The 26864-nt window shown below is 35.1% G+C and carries 27 protein-coding genes and 4 pseudogenes; 14 read left to right on the top strand and 17 right to left on the bottom strand.

Features of this window, described 5'->3' with window-relative positions:
• Positions 1-77: 77 nt before the first annotated feature.
• Both ACFFIX_RS25805 and ACFFIX_RS25800 read right to left on the bottom strand, forming a co-directional pair.
• Positions 78-593 (bottom strand): MogA/MoaB family molybdenum cofactor biosynthesis protein, encoded by a 516-nt coding sequence (locus ACFFIX_RS25805; protein ID WP_378939254.1) that lies wholly within the window; start codon positions 591-593, stop codon positions 78-80.
• Between the two features lie 165 nt (positions 594-758).
• Positions 759-878: a hypothetical protein gene (locus tag ACFFIX_RS25800; protein WP_378939252.1), complete on the bottom strand. Its 120-nt coding sequence runs from the start codon at positions 876-878 to the stop codon at positions 759-761.
• A 391-nt stretch (positions 879-1269) separates the two neighbouring features.
• Between ACFFIX_RS25800 and ACFFIX_RS25795 the strand changes: the two genes are divergently transcribed.
• The 7 genes from ACFFIX_RS25795 to ACFFIX_RS25765 all read left to right on the top strand — a co-directional run bounded on the left by ACFFIX_RS25795 (position 1270) and on the right by ACFFIX_RS25765 (position 6197).
• Positions 1270-2205: a CobW family GTP-binding protein gene (locus tag ACFFIX_RS25795; protein ID WP_378939249.1), complete on the top strand. Its 936-nt coding sequence runs from the start codon at positions 1270-1272 to the stop codon at positions 2203-2205.
• 120 nt (positions 2206-2325) lie between these two features.
• Positions 2326-2595 (top strand): 30S ribosomal protein S14, encoded by a 270-nt coding sequence (rpsN, locus tag ACFFIX_RS25790; RefSeq protein WP_378939247.1) that lies wholly within the window; start codon positions 2326-2328, stop codon positions 2593-2595.
• A gap of 155 nt (positions 2596-2750) precedes the next feature.
• Complete coding sequence (locus tag ACFFIX_RS25785; protein ID WP_378939245.1) at positions 2751-3143, top strand: (2Fe-2S) ferredoxin domain-containing protein; 393 nt, start codon at positions 2751-2753, stop codon at positions 3141-3143.
• A gap of 15 nt (positions 3144-3158) precedes the next feature.
• Positions 3159-4148 carry a CobW family GTP-binding protein gene (locus tag ACFFIX_RS25780; RefSeq protein WP_378939269.1) on the top strand — a complete coding sequence of 330 codons (990 nt, stop codon included), beginning with the start codon at positions 3159-3161 and terminating at the stop codon, positions 4146-4148.
• A gap of 142 nt (positions 4149-4290) precedes the next feature.
• A complete protein-coding gene (sufU, locus tag ACFFIX_RS25775; protein WP_378939244.1) occupies positions 4291-4731 on the top strand; it encodes a Fe-S cluster assembly sulfur transfer protein SufU in 441 nt (146 codons plus the stop codon).
• 46 nt (positions 4732-4777) lie between these two features.
• Complete coding sequence (locus ACFFIX_RS25770; RefSeq protein ID WP_378939242.1) at positions 4778-5563, top strand: MBL fold metallo-hydrolase; 786 nt, start codon at positions 4778-4780, stop codon at positions 5561-5563.
• 157 nt (positions 5564-5720) lie between these two features.
• Entirely contained in the window at positions 5721-6197 is a 477-nt protein-coding gene (locus ACFFIX_RS25765) for a Fur family transcriptional regulator (RefSeq protein WP_378939240.1), read from the top strand.
• Here ACFFIX_RS25765 and ACFFIX_RS25760 read toward each other — a convergent pair.
• The 4 genes and pseudogenes from ACFFIX_RS25760 to ACFFIX_RS25745 all read right to left on the bottom strand — a co-directional run.
• A pseudogene (locus tag ACFFIX_RS25760) lies at positions 6184-6627 on the bottom strand (alcohol dehydrogenase catalytic domain-containing protein); the annotation flags it as partial. The gene ACFFIX_RS25765 and the pseudogene ACFFIX_RS25760 overlap by 14 nt on opposite strands.
• A 531-nt stretch (positions 6628-7158) precedes the next feature.
• A complete protein-coding gene (locus tag ACFFIX_RS25755; RefSeq protein ID WP_378939237.1) occupies positions 7159-7782 on the bottom strand; it encodes an FMN-binding negative transcriptional regulator in 624 nt (207 codons plus the stop codon).
• A 23-nt stretch (positions 7783-7805) separates the two neighbouring features.
• Positions 7806-8324, bottom strand: a complete 519-nt coding sequence (paiA, locus tag ACFFIX_RS25750; protein ID WP_378939235.1) for a spermidine/spermine N(1)-acetyltransferase — start codon at positions 8322-8324, stop codon at positions 7806-7808.
• A gap of 25 nt (positions 8325-8349) precedes the next feature.
• The gene (locus tag ACFFIX_RS25745) at positions 8350-8802 is read right to left on the bottom strand and encodes a MarR family winged helix-turn-helix transcriptional regulator (RefSeq protein ID WP_378939233.1); all 453 of its coding nucleotides are present in this window, start codon (positions 8800-8802) and stop codon (positions 8350-8352) included.
• 116 nt (positions 8803-8918) lie between these two features.
• Here ACFFIX_RS25745 and ACFFIX_RS25740 point away from each other — a divergent pair.
• Positions 8919-9286 (top strand): annotated as a pseudogene (locus tag ACFFIX_RS25740) (YczE/YyaS/YitT family protein); the annotation flags it as partial.
• Positions 9287-9815: 529 nt separating this feature from the next.
• On the opposite strand, the gene hprK reads toward ACFFIX_RS25740, so the two are convergent.
• From hprK to ACFFIX_RS25705, 7 genes and pseudogenes are all read right to left on the bottom strand, one after another.
• Positions 9816-10748, bottom strand: coding sequence for an HPr(Ser) kinase/phosphatase (gene hprK, locus ACFFIX_RS25735; RefSeq protein ID WP_378939267.1), 933 nt, complete (start codon positions 10746-10748; stop codon positions 9816-9818).
• 149 nt (positions 10749-10897) lie between these two features.
• Positions 10898-11176, bottom strand: a pseudogene (locus ACFFIX_RS25730) (recombinase family protein); the annotation flags it as partial.
• A gap of 463 nt (positions 11177-11639) precedes the next feature.
• Positions 11640-12887, bottom strand: coding sequence for an NADP-dependent malic enzyme (gene ystJ, locus ACFFIX_RS25725; RefSeq protein WP_378939231.1), 1248 nt, complete (start codon positions 12885-12887; stop codon positions 11640-11642).
• Positions 12888-13051: 164 nt separating this feature from the next.
• The gene (locus ACFFIX_RS25720; RefSeq protein WP_378939229.1) at positions 13052-14395 is read right to left on the bottom strand and encodes a 2-hydroxycarboxylate transporter family protein; all 1344 of its coding nucleotides are present in this window, start codon (positions 14393-14395) and stop codon (positions 13052-13054) included.
• Positions 14396-14911: 516 nt separating this feature from the next.
• Entirely contained in the window at positions 14912-15628 is a 717-nt protein-coding gene (locus tag ACFFIX_RS25715) for a response regulator (RefSeq protein ID WP_378939226.1), read from the bottom strand.
• On the bottom strand, positions 15625-17229 hold the full coding sequence (dcuS, locus tag ACFFIX_RS25710; RefSeq protein WP_378939224.1) for a DcuS/MalK family sensor histidine kinase: 1605 nt from the start codon (positions 17227-17229) through the stop codon (positions 15625-15627). Before dcuS ends, ACFFIX_RS25715 begins: the two co-directional genes overlap by 4 nt.
• A 552-nt stretch (positions 17230-17781) precedes the next feature.
• Positions 17782-18030 (bottom strand): CBO0543 family protein, encoded by a 249-nt coding sequence (locus ACFFIX_RS25705; protein ID WP_378939221.1) that lies wholly within the window; start codon positions 18028-18030, stop codon positions 17782-17784.
• A 3-nt stretch (positions 18031-18033) separates the two neighbouring features.
• Between ACFFIX_RS25705 and ACFFIX_RS25700 the strand changes: the two genes are divergently transcribed.
• A complete protein-coding gene (locus ACFFIX_RS25700; RefSeq protein ID WP_378939219.1) occupies positions 18034-18615 on the top strand; it encodes a GntR family transcriptional regulator in 582 nt (193 codons plus the stop codon).
• Between the two features lie 1250 nt (positions 18616-19865).
• On the opposite strand, the gene ACFFIX_RS25695 is transcribed toward ACFFIX_RS25700, so the two are convergent.
• Positions 19866-20714 carry a formate/nitrite transporter family protein gene (locus ACFFIX_RS25695; RefSeq protein ID WP_378939218.1) on the bottom strand — a complete coding sequence of 283 codons (849 nt, stop codon included), beginning with the start codon at positions 20712-20714 and terminating at the stop codon, positions 19866-19868.
• A 1159-nt stretch (positions 20715-21873) separates the two neighbouring features.
• On the opposite strand from ACFFIX_RS25695, the gene ACFFIX_RS25690 reads away from it, so the two are divergent.
• From ACFFIX_RS25690 to ACFFIX_RS25670, 5 genes and pseudogenes are all read left to right on the top strand, one after another.
• Positions 21874-22290 (top strand): BlaI/MecI/CopY family transcriptional regulator, encoded by a 417-nt coding sequence (locus ACFFIX_RS25690; RefSeq protein WP_378939216.1) that lies wholly within the window; start codon positions 21874-21876, stop codon positions 22288-22290.
• Complete coding sequence (locus tag ACFFIX_RS25685; RefSeq protein ID WP_378939214.1) at positions 22290-23144, top strand: M56 family metallopeptidase; 855 nt, start codon at positions 22290-22292, stop codon at positions 23142-23144. Before ACFFIX_RS25690 ends, ACFFIX_RS25685 begins: the two co-directional genes overlap by 1 nt.
• A 68-nt stretch (positions 23145-23212) precedes the next feature.
• Positions 23213-23638: a DoxX family protein gene (locus tag ACFFIX_RS25680; RefSeq protein ID WP_378939212.1), complete on the top strand. Its 426-nt coding sequence runs from the start codon at positions 23213-23215 to the stop codon at positions 23636-23638.
• Between the two features lie 322 nt (positions 23639-23960).
• Positions 23961-24101, top strand: a pseudogene (locus tag ACFFIX_RS25675) (recombinase family protein); the annotation flags it as partial.
• A gap of 15 nt (positions 24102-24116) precedes the next feature.
• Positions 24117-24284 (top strand): hypothetical protein, encoded by a 168-nt coding sequence (locus tag ACFFIX_RS25670; protein WP_378939210.1) that lies wholly within the window; start codon positions 24117-24119, stop codon positions 24282-24284.
• A 359-nt stretch (positions 24285-24643) separates the two neighbouring features.
• Here the strand turns inward: ACFFIX_RS25670 and ACFFIX_RS25665 are convergent, their stop codons facing one another.
• From ACFFIX_RS25665 to ACFFIX_RS25655, 3 genes are all read right to left on the bottom strand, one after another.
• The gene (locus tag ACFFIX_RS25665) at positions 24644-25156 is read right to left on the bottom strand and encodes an acyl-CoA thioesterase (protein ID WP_378939208.1); all 513 of its coding nucleotides are present in this window, start codon (positions 25154-25156) and stop codon (positions 24644-24646) included.
• 520 nt (positions 25157-25676) lie between these two features.
• Positions 25677-25994 (bottom strand): patatin-like phospholipase family protein, encoded by a 318-nt coding sequence (locus tag ACFFIX_RS25660; protein WP_378939206.1) that lies wholly within the window; start codon positions 25992-25994, stop codon positions 25677-25679.
• Positions 25991-26287: a patatin-like phospholipase family protein gene (locus ACFFIX_RS25655; RefSeq protein ID WP_378939204.1), complete on the bottom strand. Its 297-nt coding sequence runs from the start codon at positions 26285-26287 to the stop codon at positions 25991-25993. Before ACFFIX_RS25655 ends, ACFFIX_RS25660 begins: the two co-directional genes overlap by 4 nt.
• Positions 26288-26864 lie beyond the last annotated feature (577 nt).

Raw genomic sequence — 26864 nt, 5'->3', positions numbered from 1 at the left:
TTACTCCCTAATTTTAGGCCGATTAATCACAACAATTTATTATAATAAAATTCATATACTCACTTTACTGTTATCTTCTATCTTAAGTCTTTCCGTATTTCCCTCACTACATGAGATATCTCGGGAATAATGATCTTTTCCATAGCTAATTTGACAGCCCCACTGGATCCTGGCATCGAAAAAATAGCTGTATCATGGGCAACACCTGCAATAGATCTGCTTAAAATTGCTGCAGATCCAATATCCTCTAAATAACTTAGCATACGGAAAATCTCACCAAATCCTGGTAGTTGCTTCTCTACTAAACTTTGAACAACCTCAATTGTAACGTCACGTTTTGCTACACCTGTTCCTCCATTCAACAAAACGACATCAATTTCTTTGTCTAAACATCCTTCCTTTATCGCTTCATAGATGGCCCCATAGTCATCTGTCACAATTTGATAATCTTGTATAGAATGTGAGGCATCTTGTAACACCTTGATAATCAAGCTCCCACTTTTATCTGTCTCTTTCGAACGTGTGTCACTGACTGTGATGACTTTACAATTCACCTTTTTAGGTGCCTCTTCCTTATGTTGCTTAACACTCATTATTTTTCCTCTTTTCTTTGAAGATATGAACAGCAGACATTATCTATAATCCTTAGGCAGAAGTAGATCTATAAGTTAATCAAACTCCTTAAACTTCTTGTTTCTCTTTGGACTTAATTCTCCAGACTCCTCATCAAGATAGACTCTGCTCTCCGTTGCTTTATTTTAGTCATTGTATTTCCCCATGTACGGAGTACCTTCTTGATCTAAAGACGCTAGGACTAATTGGCATATGCGCCTCCTTGCCTTTAACTCAATTGGTACACGGTTCGCATTGTAAAACATCCTTCTCACTTACAAAACGTAATAATTACGATTTGAGGTTAGCCATTGACAATTTACCACTTTTATTAAAAAAGAACAAGTGTATTTTTTACATAGAGGAAATAAAAAAATCCATCGTTTAAAAACGATAGATCGACTACAGTGTCAAAAAAGTTTGTTAGAAAGTTAGAATCTTGATTTTCACCTTATTACAAAAGCCCATGCGGAGCATACCTCTTATCCATAGATAATTAGTGGCGTACCTACCTTGTAGAAACCTTTTGTTCCCTTTATAATTATAAATCGTAACCATTACTTTTTATATTAAGTTAAACAAATATTTTTTAATCATCACAATGATTTTACTTTTTTTTACAACATATTTAATTAAAAGTTGAAAGGATGATTTCCAATGAGAAGCGTGGAGATTTATATTCTAGCAGGTTTTCTAGGTGCAGGAAAAACGTCTCTACTTCAAAGGATTCTGGAACAGGAACTAGAAAATAACAGGAAAGTGGCTGTAATTATGAATGAAATGGGCCAAGTTTCTATAGATTCAGATTCCATTCCAGAGAGGATTCCTTTAAAAGAATTGCTAAATGGATGTGTGTGTTGCACTCTATCTGATAAACTTGGAGTCCGATTATCCGAGCTTATCAATCAGTTTGAACTTGATGCTATTTACATTGAATCAACAGGTGTTGCCCATCCAGTTGAAGTGTTAGATGCTTGTTTATCCCCCCTTTTAGCTGAAAAAGTAAGAATTCAATCGATTATTACTCTTTTAGATGCTGCCTGCTGGTTGGATCGCCATAAATTAAAGATTCCTCTTCGAAAACTAATTACGGAGCAAGTAAAACATGCTGATACCATCGTATTGAATAAGATTGATCGAATTTCAGAGGAAAGCCTAAGGGTTATTGAAAATGAATTATACATGATTAATCCAACTGGAAAGATTATTCCGACGAAATTTACCAACATCAACTTGAGTACGATCCAATATGTTGAAAGAAAAGGACAAGATGAACATGAGAAAACACATGCTATTGATCATCTGCATATCAAAACGTATGTTCATACCTTCTCTCATCCTATTAACGAGAAATTATTTGAAGACTTCTTAAGAACAATACCTGACTCTATTTATCGAGTTAAAGGGTATATCCGTTTTACAGGTAAATCGGAAACATTCCTCTTTCAATATGCTTATGGCATGCCTTTGCATACAAAATCAGGTTTAAAGATGAACAATACACTCGTGTTTATCGGGGATGGATTAGATCACAGCAACCTACAGAAAACACTGAGGAATTTAGAGAAAAATAGCATGGCTGCGGTACATTAACATTTCCTAAATCATTCTGTATTTGCGCGTGGCTTAAAAAAGAGATAAAATAATAACATAAATCGTAATGATTTCGATTTAATTAGTCATACATTATTAAATAAGAAAGGACGAAAAGATATGGCAAAGAAATCAAAGGTGGCAAAAGAGAAGCAACGCCAAAAAATGGTTGAAAAATATGCTGACTTGAGAAAGGAACTAAAAGCAAAAGGTGACTATGAAGCACTGCGGAAGTTACCAAGGGATTCATCCCCTACTCGTTTGCATAATCGTTGTGAAGTTACAGGAAGACCTAGAGGAAATTTAAGAAAGTTTAAGATATCTAGAATCGCCTTTCGGGAGTTGGCACATAAAGGTCAACTTCCAGGCATCAAAAAGTCAAGTTGGTAAACTGCCATCCATTTGGGATTTTACCTCTACTGAAGATTGATTGCTCTGTACTTTATCATAGAAGTAAGTGAATTGAGTCGTTTGAAAAGTTCAAAACCAGACAATTATCGATTTTAAATCGTAATTATTTCGTTTTATTTGGAGGGAAGACACCTATGGCAACATGGGATTTAAGTAATACGAAGCATCATATTCTCATTTGCAACGGCAGCAGTTGCAATGAGGTCGGAGCAGAGGAACTAACTCAAGCTATTCGTAAAGAAATCTCAGATCGAGAGTTTGACGATGCCATCCACACAACGCGCACACGTTGTAATGGAAGATGCCATGATAAGTGCGTTGTCATCGACTATCCAAAAGGAACATGGTATAGGGATCTAAAACCTGAGGATGCCTCCCCCTTCGTTGATTCCCTTCTTGCCAATGAGGATTATACAGAGAAAGTAAGCCATTCATTTCATGGGCAAGGTTTTGAACGTGCAGCCGGAGTTATCGATGGGGTTCCTAAAGAGAAAGAAAAAGTAATCAAAGTATCAAAAATAATTTAAATGGAGAAAAAAACTATGACATTGATAAAACCAAATAAAATTCCTGTCACCATTCTGACTGGATATTTAGGTGCAGGGAAAACAACGCTTTTAAATCGTATACTAACAGAAAAGCATAATCAAAAAATTGCAGTCATTGTCAATGAGTATGGAGAAGTTGGGATAGACAATCAGCTAGTAGTTGATTCTGATGAGGAAATTTTGGAAATGAACAATGGTTGCATCTGCTGTACAGTTCGTGGAGATTTAATTCGCATTCTGCGTACTCTTGTGTTTTCAATGGAGCAAGGTAAAGTAAAATTTGATCGAGTTTTGATTGAAACAACTGGTCTAGCTGATCCTGCACCCGTTGCCCAAACCTTTTTTATGGATGAGTTACTATCCGAAAAATTTGAAGTAGACAGTATTATCACCGTAGTAGATAGCAAGCATGTTACTAAGCACCTGGATGGTCATGATGAGGCACAAGAGCAAATTGCTTTCGCTGATGTGATCATTCTAAATAAAACAGATTTAGTATCTGATGGCGATCTGAATACGTTGGAACGAAGACTTACCAACATGAATCCCGCAGCTAAAAGATTGCACGCTCAAAATTGCAATATAAATTTAAGAGATATTTTAGGAATTAATACGTTTGATGTGAATCGCAAGCTTGAAATTGACCCTCATTTCTTAGAAGATCATCACCATCACCATCATGATGATAAGGTGTCTTCTATTGCTTTTCGGGAAGAGAAACCACTTGACTTAGATAAGGTAGATCATTGGATGAGTTACCTTGTTCAAGAAAAAGGGGAAGATTTATTACGTTATAAGGGGATTCTTCATATTCAAGGGATGGAACAACGAATAGTATTCCAGGGCCTTCATATGTTATTTTCAGGAAAACCAGATCGGAAATGGAAAGAGAACGAAACAAGACTAAGTGAACTTGTTTTTATTGGAAAAGACTTAAATAAAGATGAGTTAGAGCAGCAATTTAAAAATTGCATAGCTAACTAACATAACTATTTTTATTAAGCAAACAACAATCTAATTTTCCATGTACAAAAGAAAGAGCTTAATTAGAGATAGCAACTAAATACTTATCCTGAAAAATTTTAGTTGATCTATACTTTCACAATGAAAGGGGAACTTCATTACCATGCTTGATAACCTGTACAGACAAGTTATCATGGATCATTATAGACAAAAGAGAAACTTTGAAGAATTAAAAGGAGAATATGTACAGAAAGTACATTATAAAAACCCTACTTGCGGCGATGTCATGACTTTATTTTTAGACCTTGAACATGATCGAGTTAAGAAAGCATCCTTCCTTGGTGAAGGCTGTAGCATTAGCATGGCATCTGCATCTATGATGACAGAACTTATCGAAAACAAGTCGCTAAAAGAGATGGCTTCCCTAAGAAAAGCATTTGAGCAGTTAATTCGCCATGGGGAGGTAGCAGTTGGGATAGATTTAGGTGATAGTTTATCACTACAAGGAGTCCATCAGTTAAAAGCAAGACATAATTGTGCATTAATGACTTGGCAAGCACTAGATAAAATTTTAAAAGATAAGGAGGAATATCGTACCCTCTAGTTTATTTAAGTGTTACCAATAAACAATTAGTGGGTATTCAAATTTTATGAACTCTACACTACACGCTTTTCAATTCGGAACATTTCGGATAATGGTCATATCGGATGGTGTATTCCCTGTTTCCAAGGACTTTTTTTTCGCGGATACTCCGGAGCACATCATTCATCACATTCCATCAGATTTTCTTGCTCCACTTAATTTCTTGCTTATTGATACAGGAGACAAGAATATTTTAGTGGATGCAGGATTTGGAAAAACTCATCTACCAACAGCAGGCAAGTTGCTTAATCATCTCGAAACACAAGGTATCTATCCAGAGGATATCCATACTGTCATTATCACTCATGGGCATATGGACCATATTGGTGGCCTCTCGAATAAAGGAAAGCCAACTTTTCCAAATGCAGAGTATATCATGCGAAGAGAAGAATATGATTTATGGAAAAGCAACCCTCAGTCAAAGGAATATAAGAAATTGATACCTTTAAAGGACAATATGACCTTAATCACATCAGATATGGAGATTATTCCAGGTATCCATCTTGTTCATACACCTGGCCATACAGTAGGTCATCTCTCCCTTTCTGTAAGTTCTGGAGGAAACCATTTGTTAGTGGCATCGGACATATTAAATGATCCAACGACATTGCATCATCTTCCATCCCATATTAGCGTAGAGATGTCACCTAAACAAGGACTCGAAACTAGAAGAAGTTTTTTGCAAGAAGCACTAGATAAATCAGCACTATTATTTGTGTGTCATTATCCATTCCCAGGATTAGGACATATAGCAAAGGAAGATTTAAGATGGAAGTGGATTCCTATAACTTAGTAAGTATAACAAAAAGCTAATCCCTATGTGGAATCAGCTTTTTGTTATTTTAATTAGTATATACACTTTGAGCTATCAACATGTCTTTATGGTAATCTACTAGATTTTTATAGGACGTTTCGATTCCTGATTTAAATCAAAGATAAATTAAAGGGGAATGGTAATCTTGAATTTAGAATTATATCTAGATCACATAAAAGAAAATGGTTACAAATGCACCCCTCAACGATCTAAAATATTATCTTATTTTATGGCACAAAAAAACAGATTTGTGTCGGCCAAATCCTTAACGGATCATTTGAGGAATACAATGGGAAATGTCAGTTTTGATACAGTGTATCGAAACCTTTATTTGTTCAAGGACATAGGTATCATGGAACTTACTTATTATGGTGGAGAGAACCTATTCCATTTGAAAAATGAAATCAATACCCATGAACACATGTTCATTTGTACAGAATGTGGGAATACAACTGCACTAAACCTGTGTCCAATGAAAATGATGGAAACCTCACTTAATGATTTCTTGATATATGATCATAAGTTTGAAATTTACGGACTTGCACATCTTAATAACGTTATGGGTTTTATTAGCTTCATGGCGTTGGGGAGATTGGAACCCGGTATGCTGTGAGAGCAGCTAGGGACAATACACCAGCTTCTTGCCATGTTAGATACTGAGGTTTCTGCACTACGTTATCAGCAGGAACAACAACCTTTTCCGCAAAAGTTCCATGGAAAGGGTGACCTAGAACTTCAAAACCTTGAGGGGGAGCATCGCTTTTTTCTTTCCAGCCAAGACTCGGGTTTATTATCACTTCATCTCCAACTTGGACATTTAAGACTCCTTCGCCAACAGCGTCGATTATTCCGGCACCGTCTGAACCAATAATTAATGGTGGTTCGGTCGGTTTATGCCGATTGAGGACAAATAGATCACGGTGATTGAGTCCTGCGGTTTTTAGTTTCACCCTTACCTCTCCAACTTTTGGCTGTATCTCTGCCATGTCACGATAAAAAAGTCCGTCAATGCCTATTTTCCCCTCATGAACGATTACCTTCATTTATATCACTCCCAATTTTATTTAAAGTCTATTTTACTTAAATTCTCCATTCAACCAACTCTTGAGAACATTTAAGGACAATAATTCCACAATAAAGTTTGTATCCCTTCTTCAACTGTCCTGCTTTATTTAAGTACAATCCTTCACAATCTCATCTATACTCTAACATAAATATCCATTTTTCTTTAAAGGTGTTGTTCCACGATCTGGACCTATAAACAAAGAAAGAGCGCAATTCTTTAGAAACGCGCCCGATTGTTGAAGATCTTCTATTAGTATCTTATTAAATAAAAGCACCCGTTGAACAACGTTTTATATGTCTAATGGTCGAACTATTGAGTAACAGTTTGAGTTGTTATGCTCTTACATTTAGTTTCAATTAAATGCTAGTCTTAATATTTTATAAAAAAAACAGAGGGACATTTCGGGATCCTCTGTTTTTTCCTTATGGAAAATTATTTATCATTTAAGTACGTTTCTTGACAAACTTCATCTAAGAAAGAAAAAATCTATAAAAAAGAAACATAATATTTATTTGTCCTTTTTTAACTTCCTCTCCATCAATTGTGCCATTTGTTGAGAATTCAAATCCTTTTCTTCATAGAGTTTATTAACGATGTTATGATAGTCCTCTTCATTACGATTTTGACTTAGTTTATTGGCAGCTTGAATTTCTTGTACTTTAATCTTAAATCCAACAATACCTTTTAGTTGTTTTTCTAAAACTTCAGGAGAAAGCTTATCCCATAAAACTGGATTTTTACGGTGTTTTTCGTATTTTTGCAGCAACATTGTCAGGTCCTGTTTTAACTCTTCTTCGTCCGAAATGCTGGCTGTACCATATACATGTATAGCTTGATAGTTCCATGTCGGGACATTTTCCTCTTCATACCAGGAAGAAGAGATATAAGCGTGTGGTCCTTGGAACATAACCAATACAGCTTCACAGGTTTCGAATGTTCTCCATTGAGGGTTCCCATAAGCCATATGCCCCGTTATATAGTAAGTATCTCCTTCTTTAATTAACTGCAATGGCAAATGAGTGGCAATTGGTTTCCCTTGTTCTGTTGTGACAATCGTGCCAAAAGAGTTTTTTTGAACAAAATCCCAAATTTCATCAACATTTGTGACCTTAAAATATTTTGGAATATACATAATAATCCACCTTTCAAAAAAAGTTATATGAGTGTTTTGATCATTATAAAGTCCATTTGTTCTTCATCACCCATATAAAAAGAGTGGGCTCCAGTTTGAACAAACCCCATTTTCTTATAAAAAGCAATAGCATTTTCATTTTTTCCCCATACGCCTAGCCAGATTTTCTTCTTATTACGTTCCATAGCAATTTCCATAGCTTTATTTAGCAGATATTTACCAAGCCCATGTTTTTGAAATTTGTTCTTTATATAAATCCTCTCGATTTCAAGTGATTCATCACCCACTTCTTCAGACTGAGCATCATTGGTATTAACCTTTAAATATCCAGCGACTTCATTATTAAAATAAACAAAAAAGAATTGCGAAGAAATATTGGATAATTCTTTTTCTAATTGTTTTATGTTAAACGCCCTTTCCAAATAGGCATTCATATTTTCGGGTGAATTCTGATGCTTAAATGTCTCATTAAATGTTTCATAACTAACTTCTTGAAGTTTGCGTGAATCTTCAAGGGTACACTTTTTTATATTTATAGTCATTTAAATATGTCGCTCCTTTATATAATCAATAATTTCTCTTGTTTCCCTTTTTTACAAATTCCCAGTCTTTTTCTATATTTTTTCTTACTCTTTGAAGAAGATTTAAAATGATTTCTACTTCTCTTTCGGAAAATCCCTCTAATGCAACGATATTAGAATAATCATTTTCTCTTTTTATAAAAGGATAAACATTTTTCCCTTTCTCTGTTGGAAAGAGTTTTTTAATTTTTTTGTTATGTTTATCTTCTTTCTTTTCAATAAAGCCATTAACTTCAAGTTTTTTTATAGCACGAGCTGCTGTTGTTCGGTCTACTTTTATCATCTCAGCTAACTTTTCTTGAATGATTCCTGGGTTTTCACATATTCGCACAATGTACAAATACTGCCCTTTTGTAAGGTCATATTCTTTAAATTCTATATTACTTATAGAATCTAATGCCCTTGCTATCATTCCAATTTCACGAAGAATTTCCTTCATAATTAACTCCTTAGTACATATTTTTGTTGCAAATGCAATAAAAATGGCATATATTAAATTTAACCTAACTTTGTTGCATTTGCAACAAAAAGATAATGATAAAGAGGTCGAGTAAAGTGAAATATGTTTTTTATGTATTAGGAATTTTAATATTAACCCTTGGTATTTCTCTCACTATACAATCAGACCTAGGAACTTCACCTTTTGATGCACTTTTGGTAGGGCTGTCCATAAATGTGGGGCTTACTGTGGGAAGTTGGGAAATAATAATAGCTTTAATATTAATATGTTGTAATTCACTTTTAAAAAGACAAAGACCAGAATTTTTGAGGTTGTTAACAGCATTTATAACGGTATTGGTATTGATATGTAGCTTTTTTTATTGCACAACTTGATAACACCTGGACTATGGTACAGCAAAGTGGTTTGTTTTGGAATCGGCTTAGTTGTTATAGGATTAGGAACTGCAACATTATACACACAAAAACATGAATAACGTTTTTATACACCATTAATAAATGTAAGGTAGCAATTATATTTACTGGTTTAAACATCTTTATTGTCATTTAACAACAGTAATGTAAGGTATTTTTTATGTTGTGGCTACTGTCAAAAACCATAATTTTTGAGCAAAAAGAAAAAGAGGTGAAAATTACCTCTTTTGTTAGCTTATTTTTCTATCAAAACCCATTTCAAAATCATATTTTCTTAAACGGTGGATTTTAACTGCTATTATGTAAACTTGAATAACTGCCTTAGTATTAATCAAAAAAAGTTAACAAACAGTTTTTTGCTGTTGATTATTTAGCTATTCTTAAAAATCACTATTTCATTATTATATAAAATTGACAATTCGCTTTTAAAATCCCCCTACTCAGGATTAATATTGATGAGTCTTCTAATAAAATCAAATTCTCTGTATCAATTAGGATATCAATAAAAGACTTTATTTGTGTTTTAATCTCTAGTTCTTCATAAACAGCTTCATGAATCCCTAGATATGGAAACGTCAATTACCAGTTAGAATCAGGAATATCAGATTCTAGCCGTCTCATGAACTCTTCTGCAGCGCTGTATCCTTGCTGCTTTAGATACCAGTTATGTGCCGCCGCTTCAATTAACCCTGCCACATCACGACCAGGTTGGAGCTGAATCTCAATATGAGGAATCCGAACGTCCATATATTCCGTAAATTCAGGTTCGTGCTCCAGTTCATTATTAAGGGAATTTTTCTGCCGTTTTGTCAGTTCAATATCGAGCGCGATCCGAGTTTCATCCTGAAAAGCTTTTCTCCCATATAAGCGCACCACATTCAACAACCCGACACTACGTAGGGCGAGAAATTCCTTCGTCTTCTCATCGTGAGTACCGAGAAGGGTTCGTGGACTGAGCTTTTTCAACACGACGATATCATCAGCCACTAGCCGGTGACCCCGGCCGATCAATGTGTGTGCTGTTTCGCTTTTGCCGACTCCTGACTTTCCACGCAGTAAAATGCCCATTCCAGACACATTGACACAGACTCCATGTATCGCGATTTCTGGCGCTAGTGTTTTTACCATATAAGCATCCAGTTTCGTAATAAATTCAGAAGTAGTTTCAGGTTCGTTTGTACATAACAAAGGAATTCTCTCTTCTACACAATATTGAGTTAAATACGTTAGCCCTTCCTGCCCCGCTGTAACGATAAAGCATGGAGGGTGGTATTTGACGATATTACCTATTCGCAGTTGACGTTCATCTTTGCTTAACTTATGCAAAAAAATAATTTCCTTTTTTCCAAGAATTTGAACACGTTCAGTCGGGAAAAAATCAAAGTGACCAACGAATTCCAAACCCGGACGATGCGCCCGTGATTGCGTAATCGTTTGCTGTAGTTGATTTTCCCCAACTAATACTTTCAATGAAAACTTGCGAACTAAATTTTCAACCGTTAATGATTTCACGTCCATGACACTCACCTTCCTTCCTTAGAGCTGGGATCTTGAATTTTGCTTCAAGTTCTGACATAAGATCGACAAGCTTTCGATCTTTGTTACTACTGCTACTATTTGAATGAATGAGTTCTTCATATTTCTGACTGAATCGTGTATTGTCATTTCATTACCACCTTTCTTTTGGCCCTGATCAACGTACTTTTAGAAATCCCGGTCATTTCCTCTACTAGTTTATATGAATGAGTTTTTAATAGTCCTAAAGCTTGATCAATCTGTTTTTTGCTGTATTTATTAGGGCGGCCCTCTTTGAATTCCTCACGCTGCTTTGCAATAGCCTTTCCTACCTGGGTACGTTCTACAATCATATCTCTTTCAAACTCTGCGAAAGAACTCATAATGTTAAAGATAAGCCTTCCAGTAGGTGTATCATCAACTAAGATTCTCTTTAGCAACTGATATAGGTATGCTCCAGGAACAGTTTGATTTTGATTTTAACGATGAATTAAATCTTAGATACAATATTGCTCCAAGCCAAGATATTTTAGTTTTGGGGTTAAATGGTATTTCTCTTCATCATTCCTTCCTCCAAACCTTCTGGAAACCCGTGATTTCATAATCATAGTATTCCACTGTTAGAACTTCCACATACTGGTAACTATTTTTTACAATTTATTCATTTTATATTTTCAATGAATATATTTCCCGTGTAATAAACCGAGGGAATTTGATAACACCGTGGCATTTAGATCCAACCCTACTCTAGTATACTCTCCAGCAGAATAAATAAGCTTGATAGGATTCATTAAAAGACAAGAGAAAACCCCTTGATAGTGTAGACAAGGGGTTTGAGTTGATTGTTTGTAAGAATTGAACAACTTTTTTGTGTATTAGTCGGTTAAATTATCTAAAAACAGGTTGTTTTTCCTCAGCTAATGCTAATAGATGTTCTTTGATTTCTTCTACATTCACATTTTTTTGCGAAACACCGGTTTCCATTGCGGCTGTGGCAACAGCTGTTGCTACATGAGCCGCCACTCTTCGGTCAAATGGCTCTGGAATTACATAATTCGCGTGAAGTTCTTCTGTTGAAATTAATCCTGCAATCGCATAAACTGCAGCAAGTTTCATTTCTTCATTTATTTCTTTTGCATGAACGTTTAAAGCACCGCGGAAAATACCAGGGAATGCGAGCACATTATTGACCTGATTTGGGAAATCAGATCGTCCGGTTCCTACTACAAGTGCTCCCGCTTCTTTTGCCTCTTCCGGCATGATCTCTGGTACCGGATTTGCCATGGCAAAGATAATCGGATGCTGATTCATAGAACGAACCATTTCTTTGGTAACGGCACCTGCAGCTGATACCCCCACAAACACATCAGCTCCAACAAGAGCATCTGCTAATGTCCCTTGCTTATGTTCTTTGTTTGTAATGCCGGCCATTTCTTCTTTGAATTTATTCATACCGACCGGACGATCTTTATAAATGATTCCTTTTGTATCACATAAAATGACATCTTTTACACCCATATGGAGCAACAGCTTGCTAATTGCCACGCCTGCAGCACCAGCACCGTTTGCCACAACACGAATATCTTCTAGTTTTTTGTTCGCCAGTTTAAGAGCGTTGATTAACCCGGCAGCAGTTACAATGGCCGTCCCGTGTTGGTCATCATGAAAAATAGGGATATCGCACTCTTTTCGTAAACGATCTTCAATTTCAAAGCATTGAGGTGCTGCGATATCTTCTAAGTTTACCCCACCAAAAGTAGGCTCTAATAATTTGACGACCTCCACAATTTTATCCGGGTCAGTTGTATTTAGGCATAAAGGAAATGCATCCACATCAGCAAATGATTTGAATAACAATGCCTTCCCTTCCATAACAGGCATGGCAGCTTTCGGACCAATATTTCCAAGACCAAGTACAGCTGTTCCGTTTGAAACAACGGCAACGAGATTTCCCTTCATTGTATAGTCATATACTTTGCTTTCGTCCTCGTGAATTTCCAGGCAAGGCTCTGCTACACCTGGAGAATAGGCAAGACTTAGATCGTTCGCATCACGTACTGGAACCTTTGAATAGACACCTAGTTTCCCTTGGTTATCCTTATGCATCTTTAATGCTTTATCACGTAAAGTTGACATATATCGTATCTCTCCATTTGTTGAATTTTTCTGTTATCTAGCTGTAAGGAAAAAACCTCATGATTGAATAGAGTTTAACAGCTCTTATTCCTTTAGTTCTCTCCTATAATGTTTGAAGCATTTAACTGACTCTTGTCATCTGTTTATACCAGTTTAACTAGTTTTCAACTTAATAATTTCATTAAGAGTGTTGCTAATATAACAGTCGCAGCACCACCAAGTCTTGTTGCAACTTGTGCAAACGGCATTAATGACATACGGTTGGAGGCTGATAAAATGGCTACATCACCTGTTCCGCCTAGACCACTATGACAGCCTGTTACAATCGCTGAATCAACAGGAAACATATTCATAAATTTCCCAACAAAATACCCAGTCCCTACCATTGCAATAACAACTACAGAACAAATTACAACATAAGCCGGAGTTACAATTTTCACCACATCTTCTAATGGGATAAAGAGGAGACCTAAACCAACCATAAGAGGCCATGTTAAACTTGTTGAAACAAATTTATATAAATGATAGGCTCCTTGTTCCATTTTTGCAGGCATCACATTTAAACATTTGACCAATGTGGCAGCCACAATCATGAGTACAGGACCAGGGATACCAAGGAATTTATGCGCGAGACTGCCAAAGATGAAGAAACAGCAGGCAATCAATAATCCGGCACCCATTAACGAAAAATCGACAGGTTTAGTAATATTCGTTTTATTTGAAATCCCATCGCCACCTTTTGCTTTCACTAGAACACCATTTCCAGTTAGTTCAGGTCTTTTCTCCCCTAAACGTTTCATTAAACCTGCACAAATAATCGCAACAATATTTCCAATGACAGCGGCAGGAACCATCTGCGATACAAAGCTCTCAGCAGATGTACCTAAAATTTGAGAGTATGCTAGAGAAAGCGGTAAGATTCCCTCTCCAATTCCACCGCCAATAATTGGTACAACAATATAGAAAAATGTATGTTTCATTTCATATCCAAACAATGATCCAACCAAAACTCCCGCTACTACTGCAGCAAGCGTTCCTAATAAGAGTGGAACAAACATACGTGTAAACCCTTGTACTAATACTTTTCGGTTCATTCCAAGTATACTTCCTGCAACTAAACAAGATATATATAGATAAAGGAAGTTAGATGTTTTCATCAGGGTTGTAACCGCTTCCATCGCGGCTGGATTAATCAAATTATAAAATACCAAAATAGACGGAATTAAGAGCGCTAGTATCGCTGGGCCTCCAATATCCTTCAATATAGGAACTTTTAATCCTATATCCCCAAGTAAAATCCCCATAACCATGATGACGGCAAAACCACCAATCATATCAGGTGGGAGCTGATTGTATACAGATGCTCCATAAATAATAAGTGCTAATGCTACATAAAGTGGTAAGGGAATAACTCCTATCTTCAATTCCTTAAGTTTAGATAAAAAGCTTTGTTTTTCAACTTTCTCATCTATATAATGAAGCGTTTGCATTTTTTTTGCTGGTTCCATTTATTGCCCCTCCTTTTCTCCTATAATCTAATATTATAAAATTTCAAAAAATTTCGATATATTTTGTAACTTTTAAAACTACTTTTGTAATTAAAAAAAGTAAATTGTCGAATAGTGAAACTGTAGCCCATTTTGTAAGTCTTTTAATTTATCCCCTTCTTAATAACAAAAAAAGTCCTAATAAGGACTCTAGTTAATTATGAATGCATTTTGTTATTTAGTAGTTTCTATTCCATCTGAGACCATCTAAAGAGCACCATTTCCTTGCCCGTTTCTTCTCAACCGGAATAATAAAAATTCAATTATTCTTTACTTATTTATTCGGATGTTTTTTCAATTTTTTTCTGGAGTCGTTCTATCTCTTTCTAGGGTAGCGATATGAAATACACAAACTCCTAACGTTCCGCGGATTGGAACATATGCATGGAGTTGCGGTCCGATATACTGTTTCCTGATAATTGACGTTGAAGATTTATCGCTTGTGTAATTTAAAAAAGCAACATATGCTGCTTTTTGTTATTCATATTTATCAAGTGCAGATCGGTTCGACTCATTATACATATAAGAATAAAGAGGTCTACCTATTCCATATGTTAATGTCTTATCAATTACATGAATATCATTTAAGAATTTTAAATACTTCCTAATTGAAACTCTCGATATATCTGTTACTTCTGCAATTTCATCTGTAGAAAATGGAGTATTCCTTTGCCTTTTAACAGCATCAAATACTGTATTTAAAGTTTTTCTTGATAATCCTTTTGGCAGAGGCTTTAATGGTTCAGCTATAGCGTATTTATTTTGTTTGACTAGTAAGAGTTCGTCTAAATCCTTCTGTTTCATTTTACTTTGTTGATTTAGATATAGGTGTTTATTTTGGTAAGATGTAAGTGCCTGTTGAAATCTCTCAAATTCAAATGGTTTAATTAAATAATCCACTACTCCATATCTTAGTGCTGTCTGAATTTTGTCTACGTCAGAGGCAGCTGTAATTAGAATGACGTCTAATTCTCTTTTTTCTTCTCTAATTTTACTTAATAGAGTTAACCCATTTTCTCCTGGCATGTATACGTCTAAAAGCATTAGATCTACCTTTTTGCTATTGATGACTTTTGTCGCTTCATTTACAGAATGTGCTACACCCACTAAAAAGAAACCATCTATTTCCTTCAGATATCGTTTATTAAACTCTGCAACCATCGGGTCATCCTCTACAATTAGAACGTTTATCATTCGTCTTCCTCCTCTACCTCGTAAGGAACTTGAATTATAAATTCTGTCCCGTTTTCAACGCTTAAGTTTAGCTGAATTGTTCCTCCTAAACTTTCTACGCTTTTACCCACTAAATATAATCCGTAACCACGATTTGATTTTTTTGTTGAGTACCCTTTTTTAAATATATGAGTAAACTGCTCCTTTTTAAGCCCTGGACCTGAGTCGCGGACTTTAATTTGAAGTTGGTGTTTATCATAGTTTAATTTTAACTGTAGTTTCTTTTCCTTCATATCATCCATAGCTTCTATCGCATTATCTATTACATTTCCGACAATTGTAATTAATTCATGGATAACATTTGCCTCTTTAGGTGCTGGAATGACTGTCTCATTATCTATCATCATCTCCACCTGATTTTCTCTAGCAAAGCTAAGCTTCCCCATAATAAATCCTGCAAGAGCAGGATCTTTAATATTCTTCGTAACATAATCAACTTCATTTACGCGATGATTAACAACTTCATTTATATAATTTGTTAACTCATCATAAAATCCCGTTTTAACCATTCCAAGAATAACATGAAGCCGATTCATAAATTCATGTGACTGGGCACGTAAAGCTTCAGCATACATCCGGACACCTGTTAATTGTTCTGCTAATTCATGAACCTCAGTTTTTTCCCTAAATGTTGAGATTGCTCCGACTATTTCTTTGTTTACGATCAGAGGAACACTATTAACTAAAATTGATACACCATTAAAAGTTAACTCTTCATCTTGTTCGGGCTTACCTGTTTTTAACACCCGATCTAATTTTGAATATGGCATATACTCTGTTAATTTCATATCAATAGGATTGTCTGGCAAGCCAGAATTCATAAAGATTCGTAAAGCTGACTTATTTACAAGTGTTATCGTTGAGTCTTTATCAACTGCAATAATCCCTTCGTGTACAGATTGTAGCATTGTATTTCTTTCTTCATGAATTTTGGCAATCTCAAACGGCTCTAATCCAAATAATATTTTTTTTATGTACCTTGCTAGAATAACCGCTCCTAATACACCAACTAAAATACCTATAATTGAACCAATGATAATATTATGATGCGCCTTTTCTAGAGCTTGTTCAACATTATTAAGAGATATCCCTACTGCAACGGCTCCAATCTGTTCATTATCAGCGCCGTAGATAGGAGTGAATGCACGTAATGATTGTCCTAGTGTCCCTTTAGATAACGAGATATGTTCTTCTCCATTTAATACGGCCTTTTCATCTCCACCAACAAAGCTTTTTCCTATCATTTCTGGATTAGGATGAGATTTTCTAATTCCGTTCATATCCATAACCACGATAAAAAGAACATCAGTAGCTTGTTGAATATCGACAGTATATTGTTGGATCGCTCCTGCATTCTGTTCTCCATTCTCTAATCCATTTGTAACGATCACAGATTTGGCAACTGTTCTTGATACAATCTTTGATTTTTCTTCTTGGTTGTTACGAATCGTATCACTTACTGTTTGACTAATTAACAAACCAGTAAACAGCAATGACAGAAGAACAACTAAGCATACAAAGAAAATGATAATGGTACTTAGCTTATACTTTTGTTTTGACAAGTAATCACTCCTATGAATTAATGATTAGGTTGCACGCTTTATTTTAAATGACATACCTTTTTAATACATCGATGTTTTTGTGGTATATAAAAAGCCTTTCCTAAAAAGTTTATTAGGAAGGGCTAAAAAAGTAAATATTATTCTTATTAGTTCTTGTTGCTACGGAATCCATGGTAAAGCAAAATAGCAAATTGCGCACATTGCTGAAAACGAACAAAAAACAAGCCTATTTGATCTCGCCAAATCTTTAAAGTGTTATTTTGCACATCCAACTTTAAAAACCCAGCTACCTTCACTTGAGAAAATTGCTGGGTTTCTTCATTATTTACATCCAATCATTCATTTATAGAACTATTCGGATCTGCCTATTAAAAAAGCGACTGATCATTGTTCAGCAATCGTTGGCAATAGGTAAGCGTTTGAGGTAATCCCGGCTTTTAGTCGCGCGCCCGATTGTTGAAGATCAAAGGCTGTTGAAGCTGGCTCGCACTTGTTGAACTCTAGCACCTGTTAGTTCAACAAAAATGTACATTACTAAACAAAAGGTTTCCCTTATTTCCCTTCCTTTAAATAAGAATTCAAGAGTTTACGGACATACCTTAAACACAAATATAGACTTAGATACAGAAATGGATATAAAATCGCTGAATACCAAAGTTTCCAACCATTATAGTAAAACGTTCCTGACCATAAATAAAACTTCTCAAACACAACCGCAAACACTGACCAAGTAGCTATGTATATTATTTTGTTTCTTATGTTTTTATCGGTAGGATAATAATTTAAAAAAACAACATTCACTACATGCCCGGAAGTCTGTTATCTATATATAAGCTTGCAGAAGAGCTGGAAATGAGTCGGACTCCGATTTCCAATGCGATCGCTCGCTTGGAATTAGAAGGTTTTGTCGTAGCATTAAAAAACCGAGGAGTAATGGTAAAAGAAATCTCCACTAAAGAAATCATCGATATGTTTGAAGTAATTTTTGCCCATCAGATGTATGTGTTAGAATCAGTCGAACATTTCGAACATTACACGTTCAACCTTAATGAGTTAAAGTCCATTTTAGATCGACAATTAAATGAAAAAGAACAAGAAAACTATTTCAAATATGTCAATTTTTCACTATCATTTATTAGAAGCTTCATAGCTACTGCAAAAAACAATGTGATGCTGCAAATTATGGACGATCACCGAGATAAAATTGTGATGAGTGCTGTTGCGAATTATAAGCTCTATCCTCAGCAAAGATATTTTTCAGGTGCACATTATAACAGGGCAATCTATGAGGCGCTATTAGAAGAAAATTTTGAGCAGGCTAGACAAAGAATATATGAATTTAGGCAAAAAACACGTGAACGAGTAATGATGAGTGGTTCATTTTAAGATCTTCTAGTAGATGAGTATCAAGTCTAAGCAAATCAAACAAGTGCTTTTTCAAAAAATCCTTGGCTGCTTCTCCTGTTGGTTAAATAAAGTGATCGAAATGGAAACGAAAAGTTTTTTCAAGATATTCAAAATGATAGATACTTCTAGTTAACATAATTGTTCCTAACGTACGTTCCCTATCACAAACTCCCTTTGGGGCCATGAGGATCAACTTGTCATAATTTATTGTATATGCAGGATTTTACAAAACGTTGATAAATCAACGTTTTTATGCGCTCAAGCTCGCCTAATGGCTACATAAAAAAATGGAGTTTTTATTCAAGCTCTTATTCCATTAAATGGCCCAATACATAAAGAAGGACGCTTTTTCTTGCTAAAGAAAAGCGCCCGATTGCGGAATATCGATCTTGAGCTACATTGCTGAAGAGTTATTGCGTAAACGCACCCGTTAGCACAATAAAGAAGACCTTAAAGAAATGGATTAATATTACCGTATAGGCCTAAAGCACCTGTTACTTGAATAAGGAAAAAGAGATTTACCTCAAATTGATGTACACGTTGTCTAATCAAATTATTTTTCTAATGCCATATTAACAGATTCAATAGCATGTATCACTGTTGTATCAAATAATGGCACTTATGACTTTTACCAATAATCCAATCCTAATTTATTTCTAGTGTAAAAGCGTTTCTAGTAACCTATATTTATCCTGCTTATCAGCCATTTCAACATTAACGTTTTCAAGTTCTCTCGGTAAGCAATTAAGTAGGTGGTGGAAGCTCCATTAAGTAGTTATTTAAATGTCCTCCTCCCTTTTTTTTCCTGGTTGGATAGATTCAGTAACTATCAGGGACAACGGGTTAAGTCGGACAGTGAAGTTGGATGACGTAAGGCACGCCGTTGATACCTATTTAAAGGATGAATTGAATTGCATTGTTCTTATTAAAGAAAATTATATTGCGGTTGAAAGAACAGCAAAAAGCCTATCTTCTGTACATCAGTTTATTTCAGCGTAAACACGTTTTATAAGACTATGATTCTATATACGGCCCGGAATATTATCATAAAAATGATGAAAAAAATATGGGGTAAGAGAGCAAATGAATATAATAAATAGATAAAAAGCTGATGATATTCCTTGACATAGGAAATCATCAGCTCTTTTGATCCATAAAGGGTTCCATTTAAATTTTGAAGTTATGTGTCAAATCTTTCTTTCAACCGAACTACTGCTAACATATAATCGTTAAGCTTCTTTTGCATAATCTTTTTTAAATACTGCAGTGTTTTTCTTTACAAAGTCGTTATCGTTTTTATAGATTAGAAATAGTATTAAACCTGTAAATAGAAATCCACCCGTAAGGTTTCCTAATAAGACAGGAAATTGATTCCAAAGCCACCATTCAGTGATGGAAATATTCGCACCAAACATTATTCCAGATGGTATTACAAATAAATTAACAACCGCATGCTCAAAACCTTGAGCGAAAAATGTAAAGATTGGTAGCCACATCGCAACGATTTTGCCTCCTGTAGACTTGGAGGTCATTGCCATAACCGCACCGAGAGTTACCATCCAGTTACATAACATTGCTTTGACAAATACCGTTATTTGTCCATCAATTCCAAACTTTTCATACCCAATTGTTTTTGTCTCAGCTGTCTTGATTATCAATTGAACAACTGCGTTCTTATCAATAGGAGTATTACCCATATCTGTAACAGCAATATAGTATAATACAGCGTAAAATAAACATCCCAGTAAGTGCCCAATCGTCACCCAAAAAAAGTTAACAATCATTTTCCAAAAGCTTGTTTTTTTTCCTAGAACTGCAACCGGTATAAGAGCGAAATTTCCAGTAACAAGATCAAGTCCTAATAGAACAATGATTACAAAACCTACGGGGAACACCAGCGCCCCTATAATCCCTAGATTTGTTTGAGTTGTCGCGGTAAAGGCTAATGTCGTCGCAAAGGCTAGCAATGCTCCTGACAATCCCCCCCCTAAAAGAAGATGTTTGATTGACTGGTTTGACTTTCTAGTACCTGTCTGAATCATGCTTTCTAATACTTGTTCGGGTTTAATATACGCCATTAAAACCAACCTTCCAAGTTGCTTACACGATCGATAGACTTACAATTTCTTTCCACATTCTCTTGTCTATATGTAACGTGCGCGGATAAGTAACTAACGTAAAAATCTTTTTAGGCAAATATAATGACTATATAAAAAAGGGGATTATTTAGAGAATGCCACTTTTAAAACAAATAAAAAAAGAAAATGTATTGATATTTTTTTTATTCATTGTAACCTCTCCTTTTTGATTTTTCTTACAACTAATATACCACCATCTCTACATCCTTTGTATTTTCGTGTAAGAAAATGTGACATGTTAATTTCCGGAAATATATTTCTACAATAGTTATGCCAACGCTCTACTAAACTTGGATCATTATCGATTCATTGTTTAAAGTTTCGTTTGAAGTATATAATTTTCATCCATACAGCATCTGATATTAAAGGTGTCAAATAACCACGATGCTAAAATATCAATAAAACGAGATAATTTAAAAATCTTGTACCTTCCCCCAAATGCCCCTCATAAAAATGTCGTCTCTTTTACTCTCAATCATTCTTTATTTTTCTCAGAGCGACGTTTTTAATTCTGAAAAATCCGAATTGGATACAGGCTTACTTTTTTAACATTTCTATTCTGTTTCCTCTATTGAGAATTATTTGGAATTAAATGATTCTCATATCTATGACTAAGCCCTATTAATTTATTGTGATTATGGTGCTCTTACTTCCGAAGATCGCAGTATATTACTTTGCAATATTTGAAACAGTTTAAAGACTGATAATAAACAGAAACTCACTACATTTAGCACCAATTTTAAAAGCATCAGGCTTATTCCGGAATCGGGCGAGTTTGTAGAAAAGATATAAAAGGATCAAACATATTAGTCTAATATGTTTGATCCTTAATTTGTTATTCACGCCAAATAAGTATTAAAAGATGCAAAATAAATATAAAATTTACACTACATTAAGAAAATAGTGTCAAAACTGTAAAGTTATAGCACCTAAATAGGATATAAAGTTTTAACTAATCGAACATAGGACAGATAAGTAATCAAAAATTAGAAACAAAGACAACTTATGCTTGCAAAGTATCAGCTGGTGATTAATAATACCCCTAATTTCACTTGATTCTTCCGAGATTAACCACTACAATTCGTAGTGGAGGTATGAAATGAATATAAAAACTTTCAAATACGATCAAGTCGGGCTACATCGTTTCTTTGGTCCCTTAGAAGCTAAAATCATGAAGTATCTTTGGGATAACAACGAGCAGAGCATTAAAGCAGTTCAACAGCATTTGGACATTGATAAGCCTATCAACTTTAATACGGTAATGACAGTTATGAACCGTCTGGTTGAAAAAGGCATTCTTGAAAAGAGAACAGAAGGAAGGCTTTCTTTATTTTGTCCGGTTCAATCTAAAGAGGAGTTCATAGAAGAGCAGTCCAAGAAAATAACTGAGAATTTGCTTGACGAGTTTGGTGGTGCTGTCATTAACCATATGCTTGATGCAATGAAAGACGTTGACCAAAGCTTACTCGATAAATTAGAACAAAAAATTAAATCCCTAAAAAAGGACAAAAAATAATGTGGAAGAAAAAGTCTTATTTCGTAATAAGCCTAAGTCTATTAATTGCCTTTATAGTATGGAGCCAGATGGGAATGTTTCTGGTACACATCCTTTTTGGAGTACATATTAAAGCAAATTTCTTTAAATTTTGCTTTAGTTTATTCAAGGAAAATTCGTTCTACTATTTTTTGGTCATTATTTTTCTGAATGTCGTAATATCATACAGCATATTGTTCACTGTATTTAAAATTACAGAACAATTTCTTATCTTAAGGAAATTTAAACAAAGGCTGCTTGTTTCAAGAAATGATGAACTGACAACATTGATAAGAAAGAAATTCAAACGCGTAAAACAAGGTATCTTAATTGTGACGGACGCTCAGCCTCTGGCCTTTACTGTTGGATATAGACAGCCACTCATCGTTCTTAGCAGCGGTTTAATTCAATTATTAGACACGGATGAACTAGAAGCTGTAGTTGAACATGAATACTTTCACCAAAAAAATTATGATTCTTTAAAAATCTTTATTTTACAGTTGATTTCACATGCCTTCTGGTTTGTACCGCTGACCAAATGGTGTTATAAAAACTATAAAATAATCAGCGAATTATTAGCTGATGAATACGCCATAAAAAAAATGGGGACTGAATTGGGTTTGAGCACTGCATTGTTAAAGTTAATTAAGAATAGAATCACTGTAAATTCCGCTCCTGTCCTCGTTCATTTCTCGAATGAAGCCGTAAACTATAGACTGCAGCAATTAGTCGACCCTCAGAGAACCATTCCTTTGAGACTGGATACTACTACAGCAGCGGTCTCCATATACGTTCTGGTCATGCTATTGGGAATGATCTTAGTGACTGTCACATGACTGTCACTTGATTTTTTTTATCTTTAACACTACACTTTGTAGTGTATAAAATATAAAGGAGATGCATCATGAATAAAGAAGAAATCGGAAACTTTTTATTAAGAGCAATATTAGGAGTCACATTTTTCATGCATGGCTTATCTAAATTTAAAGGGGGATTATCTAACCTAGCTGGATGGTTTGAAAGTTTAGGACTTCCGGGATTTATGGCTTATGCAGTCGGTACCATTGAATTAATTGGAGGAATAGCTTTAGTTTTAGGTCTTGGAACAAGAATATTTTCTGTCTTATTTATTTTGATAATGGCTGGTGCAATAATTTTTGTAAAATTTGGAGCTGGTTTTTTAGGTAATGGGGAAATGGCTGGCTTTGAATTAGACCTAGTATTATTGGTTATCGCTCTTCATCTATTAATAAATGGAAGCCGGTTCTTTTCTCTTGATTCTATGTTACCTACCGCTAAAAAGAAATTAAACATGGAGATTATCCAATAATTCTACCTTCACGTTTTATTTAATTCCTCATCTAATGCTTTTCTATAAACTGCAGCTGAGTGAGGGGTTGACCCCATGAAGGTTAGGTTAGAAACAAGCCGGAGTTCCCTAACATGGGAACTCCGGCTTTAGTTCTTATATTTATAGTACTCGTAAAGGTTTAAAATCAAGTTTGTATCTTCTTAAAAAGCAACATTTATCTTTCCTCTAATTCATTAATTAACTGTGCAAGATTCGGATCATCTATATAATTTTCAATAGTAATGATTTTTTTATCTTTATGAGATAATCTCTTTCTTTCTAATAAAACTTTACCCGTTTTATCAAAGTTAATTTAACTTTTAAGGTCAATGAAAAAGCAAACTCTCTACAATCTTTATTATTCAATGTTTTAGGTTCTTTTGCGCAGTTTGAAAAAGATATAATCGTTGAACGAACATCTGAAGGTAGAGAAAAAGCAAAATCAATAGGTAAACACATGGGCCGCCCTTCACAGCAGAGAAAAAATATAGAAGAAGCCCTACGATTATATAATAGTAGAAACACGAATGGATTAAGTGTGAAAGTCATTGTGAAACTCATTGGTGTGCCTAAAGCAACTTTATATGTGGAAATGAGAAAGAAACGTGCGAACAACCTAGAATAGTTGTTGCACGTTTTGAATATCTCAATTAAACCCATTACTATACATTTTTACTGTGAACCCATGCCATCGACTTATATCGTATGACCTGTTGTATAGTTTGATTCATCCAAAGCAGAAACCTCTCTTTAGGGATAAGTCATATGGGACACTCAGATTATAGTATTTTCGCGAAATTAAAAAACGGATTTGATTAATTTAATTATGGTGTTTATCCCATTCATAAAAGTGTACTTTTACGAACGGATCTTTCTTGAATAAACACTAATTGATTTCTAGTATTATGGAAAAACTAAAAAATAATAACTGAGGGGTACCAATGACCGGAGCTTTTGAATCAATAACAGCAATTAACTCATGAACTATGTCCAAGGATGATTCGTAGTTAAAAACGTGGCCAATTCTTTACTTTTTTGTTTTCTTTCTTTGCGCATCCTTGTTCGCTCTGGTGCGGTTTCATGTAATTTTCTCTCTTCTTCTGTTTCCGGAACGACTTCAGGAACTCGTGTTGGACGTTTATGTTGATCAAGTGCGACAAATGTTAAGAGGGCAGTTGCTGCCATTTTATATTCACCGCTTTTTAAGTCTTCAGCAATAATTTTCACAAACACTTCCATTGACGATGTGCCTGTCGATGTCACATAGGATTCAAAACAGACTGAATCTGTTGGTCGAACCGGATGTAAAAAGTCCACTGAATCCGTTGAAGCAGTTACACATTCCTTTCGGCTATGACGCGCTGCAGAAATGGAAGCGACTTGGTCTATATCACTCATTAACCGACCACCAAATAACGTATTGTGATTATTTACATCGTTTGGAAATACACGACTTGTTCGTATAACTCGTGATTCTTTGCAATATTTTGCTTCCATAAACACACCTCACTTCTCTAATATTGATCGTTCCAGTTTCTTAGTTTTCTATAACAAGCTGAATATTTAGGCTTTTCATAGAATGATTAACTACCTCATATTGGAATCACTTGTAACCTCTATATTCCCCATATATTTTGAAAAAGGAAGCATATACTGGATCAACTGTATATGCTTATAAATTATCATGAGTCAACTAAACAATAATCATTATCCCCTCAATAAATGAGAAATTCATTGTTTCCAACATGTTGTTAATACAGTGATTTAGTTCCTTTAACCTACTCTTTGCCCATCTAAGAACAAAATCTATTCCCTAGTAATCAATTACTTCAGATAAATCAATTTAGTCAAATGTAACAACGTATTCTCAGTCTTATAAGCACATAATTCTAATTAGCAATCTTCAAAACTTATTATAATGGGTATGGCAACCGTTTTGAAACGATAGTGTTTTCTTTCTTCTACTTAATTCTATAATCTTTGCATTCGTTTGGCCTTATATTGTTCAAAATCCCATTTAAATACAAAGGTGGATCGGCGTTGGTATAACCGCATCTATTTTAACTTCATCTTTCACAAAATGAAAGCTGAAACGAGGATTGTCTGTATCAAATATCCATATTGGGAAGTTACTAAGTAAACCACCATCTAAAATATAGGATTCGTTACGGTCTTTTGACTTCCAAATAACCGGACGGAAGAAAAATGGCAAAGAGGCACTCATCATAACGGCAGTTGAAACTTTTAAATCAGCAGGAGTCATCCTATATCGATCCAAATCATCTGGCAAAATAAGCATTTGGCCATTCGAAACATCAGAAGCAATAATCTTCAACTTTCCATCTGGAAGATCCGCGAATGTCTTAATGCCTTTGATGAAAGTAGTGTATCCACCCATGTATCCAAATAATCGTTTTTATAAATTCCGAGGTGAACTATAAGTTCTAAAAAGGTGCCGAAAATGGGAATTCGATTCAGGATCGTCCTACCTCGATGCTTTGAGAAATCGATTTCACTCAGCCGGTCTCTAATTTCATAGCTATTATAGCCGCTTGCCAAAAGAGCAGCTATTACGGCTCCCGCTGATGTTCCAGCCAGTCTTTCCCATTCTACTTTTTCCTCTTCCATTGAATCGCTCCAATAAAAGCAATTCCCCTGACTCCACCACCTTCAAAAACAGCATCTGCCTTCAATTTTTTCCACCCCTCGATAAGAGTTAATAATTATTAAACAGCTATTTAGTTAAATAACAATTATTACAAATAAAGTAAAATTTCACAATCTCTTATTCCGCACTCTGGCCCTTAAATGAAAAATAAGCGCAGATCCTTATTCCAGAATTGTGCCCGATTGTTAAAGAAGGAAGGAGCAATTTTTATTAAAAACTACTTCATATGTTACGGCTTACAAAATTCGAGTATTCATTAACCTTTGGAAAAATTCGTTTTTGGCTTCCCTATATCCCTCCATCTCTTTCCCTTCGTATTGCATTTTAACCTAAATTGGGGACGATCAATGACCGCCTTCATGGCGGACATTGACTTTTTTAACGTATCGTTGTTGTTGAAAAAAACGCTTCATACGCTTTTGTCGGATTGGCAAACCATGCAGCAATTTCGTTTGCTTTTACTTGGTCCTGTGCACCCTGAAGTAGCAATTGAACAACATGCTCAGGTAATGGTTTCGTCATGGCATTTGTCCATTC

Origin of the sequence: Metabacillus herbersteinensis (genome assembly GCF_042433335.1) — a bacterium.
GTDB classification, from domain to species: Bacteria; Bacillota; Bacilli; order Bacillales; family Bacillaceae; genus Metabacillus; species Metabacillus herbersteinensis.
This window is presented reverse-complemented; position numbering and strand designations above follow the sequence as displayed.